This window comes from Anaerolineales bacterium (assembly GCA_015075725.1).
Lineage (GTDB): Bacteria > Chloroflexota > Anaerolineae > Anaerolineales > Villigracilaceae > Villigracilis.
On sequence record JABTTV010000001.1, the window covers coordinates 3222997 to 3238915 of the forward strand.

The window sequence follows — 15919 nt, forward strand, 5'->3', positions numbered from 1 at the left end:
CAAGTTATGACATTTGTCATTGAAAACCTTGAACAGCTTATATATACTGGATTTGGACTTTAGAAAAAGATAATTTTGAAGCGAGGATTAACTTATGAGTTTCGCAACCCTGTCCCTCTGATGCTGGAACGGGGCATGGTACGTTTCCGCCGCTCCGTTCCACCTGTGATGGCAAAAGGAGTAGCCATGAAACTCGCGATGAAAATTCTCATTGGGGGATCGTTAATCTTGATGGCATCTTGCGGACCTTCTGCGGAAGAAATTGCAACGATGACAGCCTCGGCCTGGACGCCGACCCCCACCCAAACGCCGATACCGCCTTCACCGACTCCCCTTCCAATCGATGTGACCGTAACAGTTATGGATGAATCCGGCGCACCGGTCGCAGGAGCAAGTATTTCCTTTCCTGAATCAGGAAATGATACGCCTGTTCCGACGGATGAAACGGGTCAGGTTCGTTGGAATGACCTGCCGGGAGAGACTGGAACATTCAATGTCACCGCGCAAGGATATTTGCCTGTGTCATCCAACAGTGCGCTTGTTCGCGGTCCCAATGAAGTGACTGTGACCATCCAACGCGATCCGTTTGCTCTTCTTCCCTCGCAAGGATGCGCTCAGGGAGAAACCTTCCTTTACGCCGAAGACTTCCAGGATGGAAAAGCCCAGGGATGGTTGGAGATCGAATTTGGCGCACCCGGATGGAGTATAGCTCCCTCTGCTGAAGAAGCCGGCGATCTAATTCTTTCTGCCCAATATACTGATATGGTTGGCGACGCTCCGATGATCTCACGACTCGATGGGATGGAATTCGACAATGCAGTCTGGCGAATTCAAATGCTCATCTCAAAGACGTTTTCGCAGGAGAACTGGTTTTCGCTCAACTGGAAGCAGGCATTGCAACCGTTCACTTTGGGAGATAAGGAGATTTTCGATTCGCGCTATCAGTTGCCCATCGGCTACAACTATTTTGCCTTGCGGCGTCTTCAACAACCTGTGACCAACATCGGCATTGCTCAATCCTCCGCGCCGAAGGCTGGAGATTGGCATATTGTGGAAATTGCGACATACCAGGGAGTTACGGAAGTGTGGCTGGATGGCAAACAGAAGTTTGAATATGAAGACCCTGTCCCAGTTCCTCCCGGCACAATGGGGCTGGAGTTGTGGTTGCAGCGGAGCCAGACCATCGTCTATTTCGACGATATATTCGCATGCGAAATCGACGCCCCGTTCGTTTCCATCGTTCCGGCAGTGCCATAATAAAGCAGGAGAAATTCTAGACATTCTGCCCGCCACGTGATAAACTCACGCCGTACCCATTTCAAAGCGCACTCGCAAGAGTGCGCCTTTTTCTGCGAGTGTGCAATGGACATATTGCTTACCGGCTCCGTCGCCTACGATTACCTGATGACCTTCCCCGGTCATTTCAAGGAACAAATTCTGCCTGAACGTTTAGAATCGATCAGTCTTTCCTTTCTGGTCGATTCCATGTCGAAACAGCGCGGTGGCATCGCTCCAAATATCGCTTACACAATGGCATTACTCGGGCAGAAACCCCGTGTGATGGCAACCGTCGGCGAGGATTTCGAGGAATACCGTCAGTGGCTCGAATCCAAAGGCGTGGATACGAAACTGATGAAGGTCGTACCCGGGGTTTTCACCGCCTCGTTCTTCGCCACAACGGATCATGCCTCGGCCCAGATCGCTTCGTTCTACCCCGGAGCGATGGGCTACTCTGCAAGCCAATCGCTCAAAGAGTCGGATAAAAAACCGGACTTGGTCATCGTCTCCCCCAGTTCGCCTGATGCGATGATGAAATTCCCTGCCGAATGCCGCGAGTTGGGAATTCCCTATCTGTATGATCCCAGCCAGCAGGTCCTGCGCCTCGAAGGACACGAATTGGCGCGGGATATGGAAGGCGCACAGTTCCTTTTCTGCAACGATTACGAATTCGGCTTGATCTCCAAGAAGACCGGCTGGAGCCTCGACCAGATTCTCGAGCACGTCAAAGTTTTGGTCATTACGCGCGGAAAAGACGGCGCAGATCTGTACTCCGATGGGACTTCCGTTCACATTCCCACGGTGCCTGAAGACGAGATTATCGACCCCACCGGAGTCGGCGATGCCTTTCGCGGCGGTTTTCTTGCCGGGTATTCGCACGGTTTTGACTGGAAGTTGTGCGGTGAGGTTGGCTCCCTTTCCGCTGTTTATTGTCTCGAACAACGCGGTACGCAAAACCATTCCTACACACGTGAAGAATTCGTTCAACGCTTCCGCAGGCATTTTGAAGATGGCGGGAAATTGGACGCCTTATTGAAATAAAATCAATACAAACCCCCAATTACCAATCACTAATTAACAAGAAGGAGCAATAAATGAGCAATTACGATATCAAGGACATCAACCAGGCCGAGGGCGGACGACGACGCATAGAATGGGCGGAGCGCGAGATGCCCGTTCTGCGTTCGATCCGCGAGCGTTTTAATAAAGAGAAGCCTCTCAAGGGACTACGCCTCTCATGTTGTTTGCATGTCACCACCGAGACCGCAAACCTGATGCGCACCCTGCATGACGGCGGCGCGGACATCGTCCTCACGGCGTCCAATCCGCTTTCCACGCAGGACGATGTTGCCGCTGCGTTGGTGAACCAGTTCGAGATTCCTGTTTTCGCCATCAAGGGCGAGGATAAGGTCACGTACTTTAAACACATCCGCGCCGCGCTCGAACATAAACCTCATATGACCCAGGACGATGGCGCCGACCTTGTCTCTTCTCTTTTCTTTATTGAAATGGGACGCTTTGAAAGACTCGAACCCTCCCTCGCGGAATGGGCAAAATCCCTCAAAGAAGAAGAGCGCAAGGAAATGCTCAAGAACGTCATCGGCGGCACCGAAGAGACCACCACCGGCGTGATCCGCTTGAAGGCGATGGAGAAGGACGGCGTGTTGAAATTCCCCGTCATCGCCGTGAACGACGCGCTCACCAAGCACATGTTCGATAACCGCTACGGCACGGGTCAATCCACTGTGGATGGCATCGTCCGCGCCACGAATGTTCTGCTGGCGGGCAAGTCCTTCGTTGTGGCTGGCTACGGCTGGTGCGGACGCGGCCTCGCTTCGCGCGCGCGTGGTATGGGCGCTCATGTCATCGTCACCGAAGTGGACCCGATGAAAGCGCTCGAAGCCGCGATGGACGGCTTCCAGGTCATGCCGATGCTCGACGCTGCGAAAGTCGGCGACATCTTCTGCACCGTTACCGGCGACCTGAACGTGATCGACGGCAAGCATTTCGAGGCGATGAAGGATGGCGCGCTTGTCGCCAACTCCGGTCACTTCAACGTTGAGATCAACATCCCCGCGCTGGAAAAGATGAGCAAAGGCAAACCGAATCTCGTCCGCCCGTTTGTGGACCAGTACGAAACAAAGGACGGACGCAAGATCAACATCCTTGGCGAAGGGCGCTTAATCAACCTAGCTTCCGCCGAAGGTCACCCCGCTTCCGTAATGGATATGTCCTTTGCTAACCAGGCTCTCTCCGCCGAATACATGGCGAAAAATGCCGACAAACTGGAAAAGAAAGTCTACTCCGTGCCGGCCGAGATCGATAACGAGATCGCCCGCCTCAAACTCGAGGCGATGGGTGTCAAGATCGATGTCCTCACCGACGAGCAGCTGCACTACCTGAATTCGTGGGAAGAAGGAACGTAATCTGAATGATGAATTCAGAACGATGAAGGCTGAACACCTCGCGGACTTCTTTTCCGCGAGGTGTTTTTATCTGAACACCCCATTTTTCTGCAAAGTCTCCAGATACACGGCTTGCTTTTTGCCGACCAGTTTGCCCAGCCGAGGCGCTTCGAAGATCAGTTGTTTGATCTTCCTGAGTGGATACACCACACATTCGGTTTCTTCTTTCAGGTCTTCGAACACCACCAAACATACCCAGGCATCAGGCATATCTAAAATGGGATCACGACGTTCGGGAGAGTCTTGGAATGTCCATGACAAGCCATATCGATTCGCGGCGGATCGCCTCTGGGTCTTGACCGCCACATCGAGGTCGTTGACTCTCAAATCCGCCGCCCAGGATTTGCGCTTCGCCTCGTAAACGCCGTAGTCTGGTCCGTCGACCAAGCAGTTCCTTCCCTCGAAGAGAATTCTCACCGCCTCCTCGCCGAGTTTCGAAACGAAATGATCGTCGCGGACTTTTTCGATCACGGTCTGGTTGCTGTCGCGGTAGTTGACCGTCTCGGTCACACGTTTCGCAAAGTCTAAAGCGCGTTCCCTTGCTTCATCCGGTATCTGGACGATCCGTGGGGTACGAAAAGTGGGCATGGTTTTTGAATTATACAAAATAAAGAGCCTTGCAGAAGAATTTTCCGCAAGGCTCTTTATTGTAAAACATCAATTATGGACAGAAGAAGGTTGTGTCTTTTATGGCTGCCTTACCAGCTGCATTGTAAGCTTCCACGCCCCACTTTGCGGGAGTGCCGGCAGCAAAGGGTAATGGCGGGATTGGGAACGAGGTGCTATTTGCCGGGAGGGTGGTGAACAACGCGCCGTTAAAGTATATATTAAATCCATCCTCATTGTTGGATTTATCCTGCCATGTCATGTTTCCTGTGTAGTTGTAGATCGGCAGGACTAATGGAATACAAACCTTGGCAACAGCTACATTGTCCACTGCCGCTGGCGGGGCAAGAGTTGGCGTGGGCGTGAATGTCGAAGTGGCTGTCGGTGTGGCGGTCTTGGTCGGCGTGGGCGTGGGCGGAACCGGGTATTCCGGAAGGTTGGAGGTATTACCGGTCACGGTGGCGTATTGTCCCCACAGCCAGCAAGTCCCAGATCCATTGAGTCGTTTAATGACCCAATAATTCGGGACGCCTGAATTCTTGCCGACGATCTCGCCGGTCTGCCCGACAAGCAATGAATCGATCAAATCATAAACGACACCGGGACCCGTGCGGCAATTGGTGTTGACGCTCACCGTTATCTGCGGCACAGAGGGGGTGGATGTTGGTCCGGGTGTGGCGGTGAATTGCGGCGTGGCTGTGGATGCTGGCTCGCCGCCCCCGGGCTGCTGCACTTGACCTGGATCGCCCCCGCCGGGTTGTTGGAGAATTAATGCCTGAGCAGTGATTGTCAACGCCAGGTCGTCCACCTCCTCGGTTCCGCCTTGACCACTGGGCAGATTGCATGCGGATATCGCAAACACAGCCAGGGCGAACAATGCGAACAATCTTCGGTACATGGTCTCTCTCCTTTCCGGGTTTAATTATGACATTAAAACTGCGGGCGGGTTATCATTTCAATGAAATTAAGACGCCTTGCGGGGATAACCCCGCAAGGCGAGAATCGTTATGAACCGGCTTACGTCTACGGGCAGCCCTTTGTTACTGATTTCTTAGCGGCTTTTCCCGCGGCGTTGAAGGCTTCGACTTCGAAAATGGAGGCGATGCCGGGAAGGAATGGGTTGCCGGGGGCGGAAGCGACAACATACGACGTACTGTTCGCCGGGATGCTGGCAACGAGTGAGCCGTTGATATAGATGTTGAACCCGTCTTCGTTATTGGACTTGTCCTCCCATTTCAAAGTGCCTGAGTGGAGGTTGTTGGGGCAGACCATGTCCATCGTGACGTTGTTCACTGGAGCCGGGGAAGCCAGGGTCGCCGTTGCTGTGAAGGTGGGGGTGGGCGAAGGCGTGGGCGTTGGTGGAATGGAATATTCCTGTAAATTGGCTGTATTCCCGGATACGGTTGCGTATTGAGGGAAAAGCCAGCAGGTACCGGATTTTCCCGGATTGTTAATGATCCAATAACCCGTGGAGGTGTTTTTGCCAACCACTATGCCAACCTGCCCGATAAGTAACGAACCGATATTGTCGTACGCGATACCGGGACCCGTGCGGCAATTTGTATTCTGGCTGACGGTCACCTCCGGCACGGTGGGGGTGCCGGTGATCGCGTTAGTAGGTGTGAACTCGGGCGTAGCTGTAAACTCGGGCTGCTGTCCCTGCTGGGGGGTGGCATTACCTGAACCGGATTCCAACAATAAAGCCTGGGCTGTGATGGTCAGAGCCAGGTCGGCATTCGGGTCTTCTCCGCCCGGCATGTTACAGGCGGTAAGAACTGTGATCAAAATGATGCACACCACTAAAATAAAAGATCTTCGTTGCATGGGTACTCGCTCCTTTTTGATGCAATTATCCCGGGTTGCATGTAAATAATCAAGAAAAATCCCATGCTATTGGTACTAATCCCAAAAAGGACGTTGGTACTATCTCCCGCCTCCTGTCTTGACCTTGAATTTATCTTCCGACCAGTCGCAAGATATCAATTCAAGCTATACGGAACGACAAACCCGATACGATGCAGGGCGAGCAGGGTCTGGATGACCAAAGTCCCCGCCACAAGAAAGAACAGCAGAGCGCTCTTTTCGATCTTTGCAATGAAAACCGCCGCAGGGATTTGGAACAAGACGGCAAGATAGATCCATAACCGTGATATCTCGCCCCGGTTGATACCAATTAAAACAACTGCGGCTAGGGTCGCAAGCAGGCTAAGCGGAAAAACAGCATCGGGCATCCAACGCCCGGAAATATTTAATTCTTTCCAATCTGATGCAATCAGGGCGACGATGTATGTGAATATGATCAGGATGGGCGTCCCTGCGCTGTAAAAAAATTCCTTCAGATTCTCTCCAAACCAAATCCTGTAACTGCGCCCTGCAATATCATTGAAATGTGTCGCATCCCCGAGGATGAAGAGGAAAGTACTGAAGAGGTCAAAGGAAAAGACCGCTATAAATATCAGATAAACAACCAGAAACGCAAGTATGAAATGAACGGTGAATTTTATGAGATCAAATTTTTCGATCTTCTTTGTCAGGACGGCATGAATTAAAAACCCGGCTGGGATTAGACCGGTTGTCAATGGCAGCGGTTCGAAGAAAACCATGAAGTAGAGCACTGCTCCCGCCAGCCAGGCATACAGGATGGTTTTCCGCTCGAGGAAGGAGAGGACCACCGCGAACAAAGCCAGCATGAACAGCGGTGTGACCGTGTTCATTAATGGAAAGAAAAAGATTCTGCAGGGAATTATTGCATAGAGTGTGAATGCGTAATATGCCGCTGTCCTGTCTTGAAATAATTTTCTGCATATCGAATATAGCAACAATCCACCAAGCGACGAAATGATGATGATCAAATACCCCATAACCTCCGGCGATTCGGTGAATAACCCAAGGAAATCAAAAAACAAAACCTTTCCGGGCATGTTCGTCCTTGCATGAGGAGAAAATGTGGAGGCAAGGACATTGTAATCCGCCAGGATCTCAAGGGCGGAATATTGCCGGGCGGGAGTAAAGAATGAGTTGGAACGGTCACTGACGACGAGTTCTGTGAGCGAAAATCGATAAGCAAAACGCATCACGATCTGGATAATGACGGTATTGACCAATCCCAAAGCAAGCGTCATCTTTTCCCTGATGTGGATATATCTTCCGCCAATGAAAACGGATATGGCAAGCAATGCCAGCGATAATGCCGGAATCCATCGCGGAAGCGAGTAGGTCTCTTCAAAGTAGCGATATACCCAAATGCCGATATAGGAACCGAAGGTAAAGTTTCCCGAATACACAAGGAAGGTCATCAATATTCCGATAGCACAGGCGGTCAATACCAGGGCGGCGGCATGCGAGTTGGAGGATTGAGACGAATGGAAATGTGAATGATCTGTCATGATTCTGTTTTGATTGGAAATCTGATTTCAATGTTTTTAAAAATTACCAAGCATCCGAGGTAAGATGGTTTATTACGCAAATGAAATTGCAGGAAATTGTAATTTCATTTCACCCAATCAATCTCGCATAACTTGCCCCACTCCTCGAGGGATAGTGTTTCTGCGCGTCGCATGGGATTGATTTCTACAGCATTCAGCAAGTTCTCCGCCTCTGCGGGTCTAATGTGCAATCCCGCGGAAAGGGAGTTCCTCAAGGTCTTGCGTTTCTGACCGAACCCCGCTTTGGTGAGTTTGAAAAAAACGGGAAGGTTTTTACTTGGTATCATCGGTTTGTCGAAAATATCCACGCGCAGGATTGCAGAATCCACTTTTGGGGTGGGATAAAATGCCCCGGCGGGAATATTCGAAACGATGCGCGGTGAGCCGTAGACCTGTACACTCAGCGCCAACAAACTTAGATCCCCGGGTTTCGGGCAGATGCGTTCCGCCACCTCCTTTTGAATGGTAAGGACGATACGTCTTGGCTTCGGCTCGCTTTCCAGCAAGTGGCGTATGATGGCAGATGTGATGTTATATGGAATGTTCGCTGCTGCGATATAGCCGGGCTGGTCAATGAGTTCTGCTATGGGCAGTTCCAGAATATCGCCTTGGATGATGTTAACATTTTGATACGGCGTAAGAACAGCTTCAAGCGGCGGGATCAACTCCGGGTCCAGTTCGACCGCTGCAACGCTTCGGGCAGTTGCTGCCAGATAACGGGTCAGACTGCCGAGACCGGGACCAATCTCCAAAACACGGTCATCCGCTTGAATCTCTGCAGCTTCAACGATCTTCTCGAGTACCGATGAATCCTGCAAAAAGTTTTGACCGAGCCGTTTATCTGCACGCAAGCCATACCGTTTGAGGACTGCGGCGGCGTCGAGCGGAGGGATGGAGACTATGTTCATTGGCAGACGAAAGCGTTATCCTCTTCATCGATCAGAGGCGAGGGGGAGGAGATTGCGGCTTGCGCAGGCCATGTGCCCATTTGGAACCGCATCACAAAATCACGCAGGATGTCGAAATCGGCGTCGAGGATGGAGATGCGTTTGTCGAAAACCGGGTCGAAGACGCGCGTTTGCTTGAAGAGATCGGCGGGGAAACTTGCCAGGACGATGTTTTCCGGCGGCATTTGGGTCGCAAGACATGCCAGCTGGCTGAGTTGCGCAGGCGTGAAATCGGTACGGATATTGTCCTGGAAGGTTTCGATCAGCGCGGGTATCTGCGCCAGTATTTGCGGGCTTGTCAACTTTTTGCGCACGGCGCACAGGACGATATTCTGGTTATCCGCCCGTTCGAAACTACCGCCCGATCGGTTGCGCGCCAACTTAAGCGCCTCTGCTCCGCCGAGGTGATGGGTTCCCTCTTTGAGACCGGTTGTTTTTGCGATTTTTTCGTTTGGAATTTCCACATCGATTCCGCCCATGGCGTCGATGATATGTTCGAAAGTGCGCATGTTGATCGTGATGTAGTGATCAACACTTGCGCCGAAGTTCCTATTTAGAGTCAGAGCAAGCAAGCCCGATCCTTCGGTCGGATCATCCCAGTAATTAAAGCCGGGCTGTCCATAAAGAAACGCCTGGTTGAGTTTTTCATGGTCCTGCCCGTTCAGGTCATCGGCAACGTGGGGAATCTCCACCCACAGATCGCGAGGGAACTCGAGCGCGCTCACTTTGGGGGTGAAAAAATCCACCCGGACGAGTCGGATCGCATCTGCCAGCCCGTAGGTGTAGTTATCGCCTCGGGTATCCGTACCTACCACAAGGATATTCATCGACAACAGGCCACCGCATCGCGGACCCGGTGTGGCAGTGGGGAGGGAGATCGTTGGCGCAAAAGTTACAGCTCCGTTCGACGCAAGGGGTCCTGGCGAAGGCGTCCAGGTGGGTGGCAGGTCTTGAGTAGGCAATGAAGGACCGAGGGGTTTCACTGCCACGGCGCTGAGAGCTTGATAGGCATACACGCCGACCACCGCGACAAGTGTAAATGCGATGACCGAGAGGATTGCGATGATGATGCGCTGCGATTTTGTCATTGTGATTATTTGAAAAAATATGGAATCTCTGCCGGGGCAGGTTCGAGGAAGTACACTGTCACCCAGCCGGAAAGCCCGCCGATGTTGTTATCGTCATAGCCGAGATCGATCCATTGTGTGCGCGCCACGCCGAATGCGCTTTCAATGATCGGTCCCCCGCCTGTGTCCCCGATGACTGCCAGGCCGTACCCCGGAATATAGACTTTCATACCAGCAAGATATGGATAGATCGAATAATCAACTGCTACGATGCCATATCCCGCGCGCGCGCCACTGGCTGTGCCGTAGGAGCATCCACCTGTGCCGGAATTGCATGGCGAATACCAGGACGCATACATCTCGGTCGCATACCAGTATTGATATTGCGAATTTCCCCCGACAGGTGAAAGAGTGATCTTTGATCCACTGAGAACGAGTTGCGTCTTCGGCTCACGCAAGATTGTTTTCTCCTCATCTTTGCGGCTCACCACTACGCCGTCCTCATATCGGACTCGTGTGCGGATCATCGTCAGACCATTTGCACCGTATTGCAAAATCTCCTGTTGACCGAATACCACATCTTCCGAAAATGTCTCTTCGACGGAAAAGGGGATGGACTCTAATTGCACAAAAACAGATTCGCTGATTCGTGTGACTTGAATCCTCCCATCGGGCGGCAGCGGCTCGTTCTCCGACGGGATGCTTTGGTCCAAACCCATTAGTGGAATTCCCGCCTTTGCCAAAGCCTCCCCAACCGTGTTCGCCGAGGAATGAATCATCACGGATTCGCCGCCGCTGGTCACGGTCAACTCGCGGGTTGGAGAAATGTGTATCGTGAGCGAATCCTTTATCGGCGCAGTAAGAGGCGGGGCGACGTCGTCGTTGATGTGGATTGTAAATCCCGCATCATTCAAAACTTCGCCGACAGTAAACGCAGATGTATTGATTGTTTGCTCGCCATCCGGTGTGAGCAGCCGAACGTTCACCGCCCGCCTTAATTGCATTTGGAAATTCCCGCGCATTGCGATCTCATCTTCCAGCTCATGCGGAATCCCGTTTACAAGAACCCGGTCATCCGGCTGTGGGGTGATCCCCGCTTCGGCAAGAATCAGAATCGGTAAGGTTTCATTGGTTGTGACAGTAATCGTCGAATCCCCGTCGATGACGATGACTGTGGGCGGCGAGAATGCGCTGCAGCCGATAAGAATGACGGCAAATAAAACCGCTTGCAAACGATGCAATTCCATAAGCGCAATTATAAACGGCATCGCCGGTTCCTTTTCGGATACAATTCCCCATATGGACCTGCTTACCAGCGCTTCGAACCCGTTTGTCAAATACGTCCGCAGTTTGCGGCAGAAAAAGGCGCGCAGCGAATCCGGTTCCTTCCTCGTGGAAGGCATACACCACGTCGGGGAAGCCGTCGAGGCGGGTTGGGAAGTGGAGGCGATTTTATATTCGCCGGAGCAACTGACCAGCAACTTTGCAAAGGATCTGCTCTCCCGTGCCCGTCAACTCAATTTGAGGATTCAACCCGTATCTAAAGTAGTGATGGAATCTCTTGCAGATAAGGAAAATCCGCAAGGCATTCTGGCGGTCATTAAGCAAAAGCGTTTTGTTTTCGATGATCTGAATGCCCTGGAACGTGGCGTGGCATTGGTCTCACCGCAGGACCCTGGTAATCTTGGTACGATCCTTAGGACAATGGATGCGGTCGGTGTCGAGAGTCTATTTCTGCTCGATGGAGGGGTGGAACTCTATCATCCGACCGTGATCCGTGCGAGCATGGGGACAATATTCTGGAAAAGGATCATTCAAACGTCATTTGGCGATTTCATGGCTTGGTCGCGCAAACACAACATCCAGGTGATCGGCACATCATCCAGGGCAGATGTGGATTATCATACCCTCGTCCCGCAGGAACGCTGGGCGTTGGTGTTGGGGAACGAACAAAAAGGGCTTTCCTCCGATCAATCCGCCGCCTGTGATGTGACCGTTTCCCTGCCCATGCGTGGGAGGGTCAGCTCGTTGAACCTTTCAGTGGCGGCAGGCATATTGCTCTACCAGTATGCGAGATAGATTTTAACCCTCAGATGGATCGCCTGGTAAGTTTCAACAGGGGGGTTTCGATAAACCGGTAACTGATGAACCCGACGACCAAGGCGAGAACGAAAGCCGCGCTCAAACCGATGAGATTGTCAATGATTGGATCGATTGCGAAAAGACTCCACACCCTACCCACAACGTTCACGGTAAAGAGATGGGAAAGATAGATCGAATATGAAGCATTCCCCGTTTGTATCAAAAAAGGTGAAAGGACAGTTCCATTTCGCTCGGCGTGGGTGACGCAAAAGACGATCACTGTTGCGGGGACTCCGTAATACAAAGCCTCCGACCATTCGAGCGGCAAGAGCCCCGTCACATTATTGTAGTGGATATAGCCAAATACTGCCGCGATCAAGGCGATTCCGGCAATGACAAACAACAAAATCCCGTTCGCCCTGATTTCTTTATAATTATGATAATGCACAGCGAGCAGGCACCCGGCAATGAATTCAAGGGTCAATGGGTGAAAAATCACGAATTCGAACGGATTCCCGCCTGGCGAATGGAAAAACACGATGATCGCCCCCCAGATCAAGAGTGCGGGAACGAGTAACCTTTCCGGGAAAAGGAGCAGGATGAAAAACAAAACGATGTAGAAATACATTTCATGGATCAACGTCCATCCGACCAGAACGATTGGGAGTAGGTTGCTTGGAATGAGCAAATAGGAGGCGACGATGTTCACCTGGTTTCCCTGCGCGCTGTTCACCCATGAGGGCTGGACGATGAATACGATCAGCGCCAGCGTGGTGTACACCCAATAAAGGGGATAGATTCGGGAAACCCGGTGGTAAAGGAAGAGCAGACTTTGTTTCAGCTCACGGAACTTCCCGCGGGTCACTGTGACCATCACAAACCCGCTGATTACGAAGAAAAGGTCCACGCCGAACATGCCGAATCGCAGCCAGTCTGGGAGGATGGTATTCGTCCCCCCGTATTTTTTTTCGATAACCACCAGATGGAATAGCACGACGGAGAGCACGGCGATCCCCCGCAAAGCCTGGATGTTTTGAAGTTTGATCATATCGGGTTCATAATTTTACCCTGTCTTCTCCGTCATAAAGGTCACAGTGAATGATTATCTGGAGAGGTGTTCTCCAAAATTAATGCACTCCCCAAGACCTTTGGGTTACAATAAAACCAGCGAGATGAGTCGTAAATCAATCGATTTGTAACGTTAGACTATCACTCTCACCAATGAAACTTGTCACGGTCACCCAAATGCGCGCCATCGAAAGGGAAGCCGACGCGGCAGGCCTTTCGTATTCGCAAATGATGGAAAACGCTGGGCGGGGCCTCGCAGAGATCGTCCATTCGTTGGGAAATGAAAACGGGTGGGATTCCGTCATGGGCGTTGTCGGGTCGGGGAATAACGGCGGCGACACGCTTGTTGCCCTTTCGTGGCTTGCCGAAGCAGGCTGGCGTACACATGCATATCTCGTCAACCGTAAAACTGCCGACGATCTGCTCATCGTACGCTATCTTGAATCCGGGGGCGAACTGACCCAGTTTTCCGCCGATACAGGCCGGGAATCTCTGCTCCCTTTTTTGGAAGGCTCAGACATTCTGCTGGATGGCCTGCTTGGGACGGGATTCAAACTTCCGTTAAAGAATGAGGCGGCGCTTTTCCTCCGTGAAACTTCGTTAATCCTCCAAAAGTTGGAGGACCCGCCTTTTGTCATTGCCGTGGATTGTCCCTCCGGGGTCGATTGCGATACCGGCGCTTGCGCGGATGAAACCTTGAGAGCTGACCTGACCATTACCATGGCTGCGGTCAAACAGGGTTTATTAAAATTTCCCGCATTCGAACATATCGGAAATCTCGAACTTGTTGACATTGGTCTGCCTGATGAACTCGACAGTTGGAAAATCATGGATGCCGATGTGGCGGACCCGAAGTTGGCTGCTTGTTTGTTGCCGGAACGAGACCCCGCCTCTCACAAAGGGACGTTTGGTACGGCCCTCGTGACAGCGGGTTCCATATCCTATTCAGGAGCGGCTTTGCTTGCAGGCAAAGCCGCCTGCAAAGTCGGAACGGGACTCGTGACAATGGCTGTTCCCGAGCCATTGCATAATGCGCTTGCGGGTCATCTTCCCGAAGCGACCTGGATCATCCTGCCACATGAGCATGGTTTCATATCAGAAGGAGCGGCATATCATGTGTCGGATGGTCTTGAGCGCGCTACGGCAATCCTGATCGGACCGGGGTTTGGGAGCAAACACACCACAAAATTGTTCATTGAACATCTCCTGCCATCTCTCGAACTCCCGGCCGTTTTCGACGCAGACGGCTTGCGGCATCTCGCCTCCATACCCGACTGGCATGAAAAAATAAAACAAACCGCGGTTCTCACTCCGCATCCCGGCGAAATGTCTGCCATGACAGGTTTATCGCGCGCAGCGATCCAATCGAATCGCCAAGAAATTGTGGGAAAATATGCAAACGAGTGGGGTCATGTTGTCGTATTGAAAGGCGCGTTTACAGTAATCGCCGCGCCGGATGGACGAAAGACCATTATTCCTGTTGCAACACCGGCGCTTGCTCATGCCGGGACAGGCGATGTGTTGGCGGGAATCATTGTTGGGCTACTCGCGCAGGGTTTGAAGGCTTATGAATCCGCGGTCGCAGGCGCTTACATCCATGCCCAGGCGGGTCTCCGCGCCGCAGACCTGCTCGGCACCACAGCTTCAGTGCTGGCAGGTGATGTGTTGGATTGCGTTTCTGATGTGATTGCGGAACTTGAGGAATTTACTTGAACCGGAGCAGGCGGATTTTTTTAATCAACATCAAGCTCAAAACACAATCAAAAACAGGCTGTAATGAAACAGCCTGTTTTTTCACTTTCCGTTACTTATCTCGAACCTCTAATCGCTTCTTATTTTATTAGCCATTCATGAAAGCTTCAAGATTATCCTTGCTAATGCGGAAAGCCTTGCCAACCTTCTTGGCTTTCAGGCTGCCATCCTTGATCGCTGCCATGATGTCGTCTTCCGTCACCTTCATCACTTGCGCCGCCTCAGCCGGGGTCATGATATCGGGAATCTTTGCGCCGCCTCCAGCCGAAGTTCCGGGACCTTGATAGCCGCCTTGAAGCGCCTGCCCCATGATATTTCCGATCCCCATGCCAGCGCCAATGCCTGCAGTGAGACCTGCGCCTCCGCTTGGATTGTTCGCCGCTTCGCGCATCGCGTCTGCCGCCTGCAACTGAGCGTAGATCGCCGGGTCGAGCAGACCTGCATCGCGCAGTTCCTGAGCCGACTTGGTGCTCGGTTTTAGGTTGCCGACATAGAATGTCTTGAGCGTGAGACCGAGCGCCTCGAAATCATCCTTGCCTTTCGACCGCACCGCCGCACCGACTTCCTCATTCATGCCGCTCAACTTGCTGGCGAAGCTTTGGGTGGTGTTGCTGAATTCGCCCAGCACGTCGGTAAGTTTCGAGACCAGCATCGTCTTCAACCGGTCTTCGATCTCGCTTGTGCGGTAGGAACCGGTCGCGCCTACGACCTGCGTCACGAATTGCTGTGGATCCTTCACCTGGAAGGAATACGTGCCAAAGCCCTGCAAGAACAAATAACCGAGACCCTTTCCAGGAGTTTCCACCAGGATCGGAGCAGATGTTCCCCATTTCTTGTTGGTGAATTCCTTCCTCGAGACGAAATACACCTCGGCGGGGAAAGGCGTGCGGTCATTGAAAGCCTTGCCAATGAAATCGATCAGTTTGGGGATGTTCGCCGTGGCAATGGTGTGCCGCCCCGGTTTGAAGACATCCAATGCGTTACCATCACGGAAAAATACCGCGCTCTGACTTTCGCGAACGATCACCTGTGAACCGATGCGGAAATCGCCAAAACCCTCCTCGGGGAAGCGATGCACGATCTCGTCGTTCATTTCGTTGGGATATTCAATGACATCAAAAATTCTAGCCATGGTTACTCTCCTTTGAGTGAATAGCGATTTGATTATAGTCCAACTGTTTCTCCGGTCAAGCACCGTTTATCCTATTCATCTACGACGGCGCTGTGAT

14 protein-coding genes are annotated in these 15919 nt (G+C 52.1%); 5 read left to right on the forward strand and 9 right to left on the reverse strand.

Annotated elements, in window-relative coordinates; genetic code table 11:
- Positions 1-186 precede the first annotated feature (186 nt).
- The 3 genes from HS100_15520 (at position 187) to ahcY (ending at position 3704) form a co-directional block, all read left to right on the forward strand.
- Positions 187-1257, forward strand: coding sequence for a carboxypeptidase regulatory-like domain-containing protein (locus HS100_15520; protein MBE7435323.1), 1071 nt, complete (start codon positions 187-189; stop codon positions 1255-1257).
- A 105-nt stretch (positions 1258-1362) separates the two neighbouring features.
- A complete protein-coding gene (locus tag HS100_15525; protein MBE7435324.1) occupies positions 1363-2319 on the forward strand; it encodes a carbohydrate kinase family protein in 957 nt (318 codons plus the stop codon).
- A 53-nt stretch (positions 2320-2372) separates the two neighbouring features.
- Complete coding sequence (gene ahcY, locus HS100_15530) at positions 2373-3704, forward strand: adenosylhomocysteinase (protein ID MBE7435325.1); 1332 nt, start codon at positions 2373-2375, stop codon at positions 3702-3704.
- A 66-nt stretch (positions 3705-3770) separates the two neighbouring features.
- Here the strand turns inward: ahcY and HS100_15535 are convergent, their stop codons facing one another.
- From HS100_15535 to HS100_15565, 7 genes are all read right to left on the reverse strand, one after another.
- The gene (locus HS100_15535) at positions 3771-4331 is read right to left on the reverse strand and encodes a hypothetical protein (protein ID MBE7435326.1); all 561 of its coding nucleotides are present in this window, start codon (positions 4329-4331) and stop codon (positions 3771-3773) included.
- A gap of 73 nt (positions 4332-4404) precedes the next feature.
- Positions 4405-5247, reverse strand: a complete 843-nt coding sequence (locus tag HS100_15540) for a hypothetical protein (protein ID MBE7435327.1) — start codon at positions 5245-5247, stop codon at positions 4405-4407.
- 125 nt (positions 5248-5372) lie between these two features.
- Complete coding sequence (locus HS100_15545) at positions 5373-6173, reverse strand: hypothetical protein (GenBank protein MBE7435328.1); 801 nt, start codon at positions 6171-6173, stop codon at positions 5373-5375.
- A 155-nt stretch (positions 6174-6328) separates the two neighbouring features.
- The gene (locus tag HS100_15550; GenBank protein MBE7435329.1) at positions 6329-7735 is read right to left on the reverse strand and encodes a hypothetical protein; all 1407 of its coding nucleotides are present in this window, start codon (positions 7733-7735) and stop codon (positions 6329-6331) included.
- Positions 7736-7839: 104 nt separating this feature from the next.
- Entirely contained in the window at positions 7840-8682 is an 843-nt protein-coding gene (rsmA, locus tag HS100_15555; protein ID MBE7435330.1) for a ribosomal RNA small subunit methyltransferase A, read from the reverse strand.
- On the reverse strand, positions 8679-9809 hold the full coding sequence (locus HS100_15560) for an LCP family protein (GenBank protein MBE7435331.1): 1131 nt from the start codon (positions 9807-9809) through the stop codon (positions 8679-8681). The genes rsmA and HS100_15560 overlap by 4 nt, the downstream gene beginning before the upstream one ends.
- 5 nt (positions 9810-9814) lie before the next feature.
- The gene (locus HS100_15565; GenBank protein ID MBE7435332.1) at positions 9815-11035 is read right to left on the reverse strand and encodes a G5 domain-containing protein; all 1221 of its coding nucleotides are present in this window, start codon (positions 11033-11035) and stop codon (positions 9815-9817) included.
- Between the two features lie 52 nt (positions 11036-11087).
- Between HS100_15565 and HS100_15570 the strand changes: the two genes are divergently transcribed.
- Entirely contained in the window at positions 11088-11867 is a 780-nt protein-coding gene (locus HS100_15570; GenBank protein ID MBE7435333.1) for an RNA methyltransferase, read from the forward strand.
- Between the two features lie 10 nt (positions 11868-11877).
- Here the strand turns inward: HS100_15570 and HS100_15575 are convergent, their stop codons facing one another.
- Positions 11878-12918 (reverse strand): acyltransferase, encoded by a 1041-nt coding sequence (locus HS100_15575; GenBank protein ID MBE7435334.1) that lies wholly within the window; start codon positions 12916-12918, stop codon positions 11878-11880.
- A 173-nt stretch (positions 12919-13091) separates the two neighbouring features.
- On the opposite strand from HS100_15575, the gene HS100_15580 reads away from it, so the two are divergent.
- Positions 13092-14651, forward strand: a complete 1560-nt coding sequence (locus HS100_15580) for an NAD(P)H-hydrate dehydratase (protein MBE7435335.1) — start codon at positions 13092-13094, stop codon at positions 14649-14651.
- Positions 14652-14778: 127 nt separating this feature from the next.
- On the opposite strand, the gene HS100_15585 is transcribed toward HS100_15580, so the two are convergent.
- A complete protein-coding gene (locus HS100_15585; GenBank protein ID MBE7435336.1) occupies positions 14779-15822 on the reverse strand; it encodes an SPFH domain-containing protein in 1044 nt (347 codons plus the stop codon).
- Positions 15823-15919: the final 97 nt, after the last annotated feature.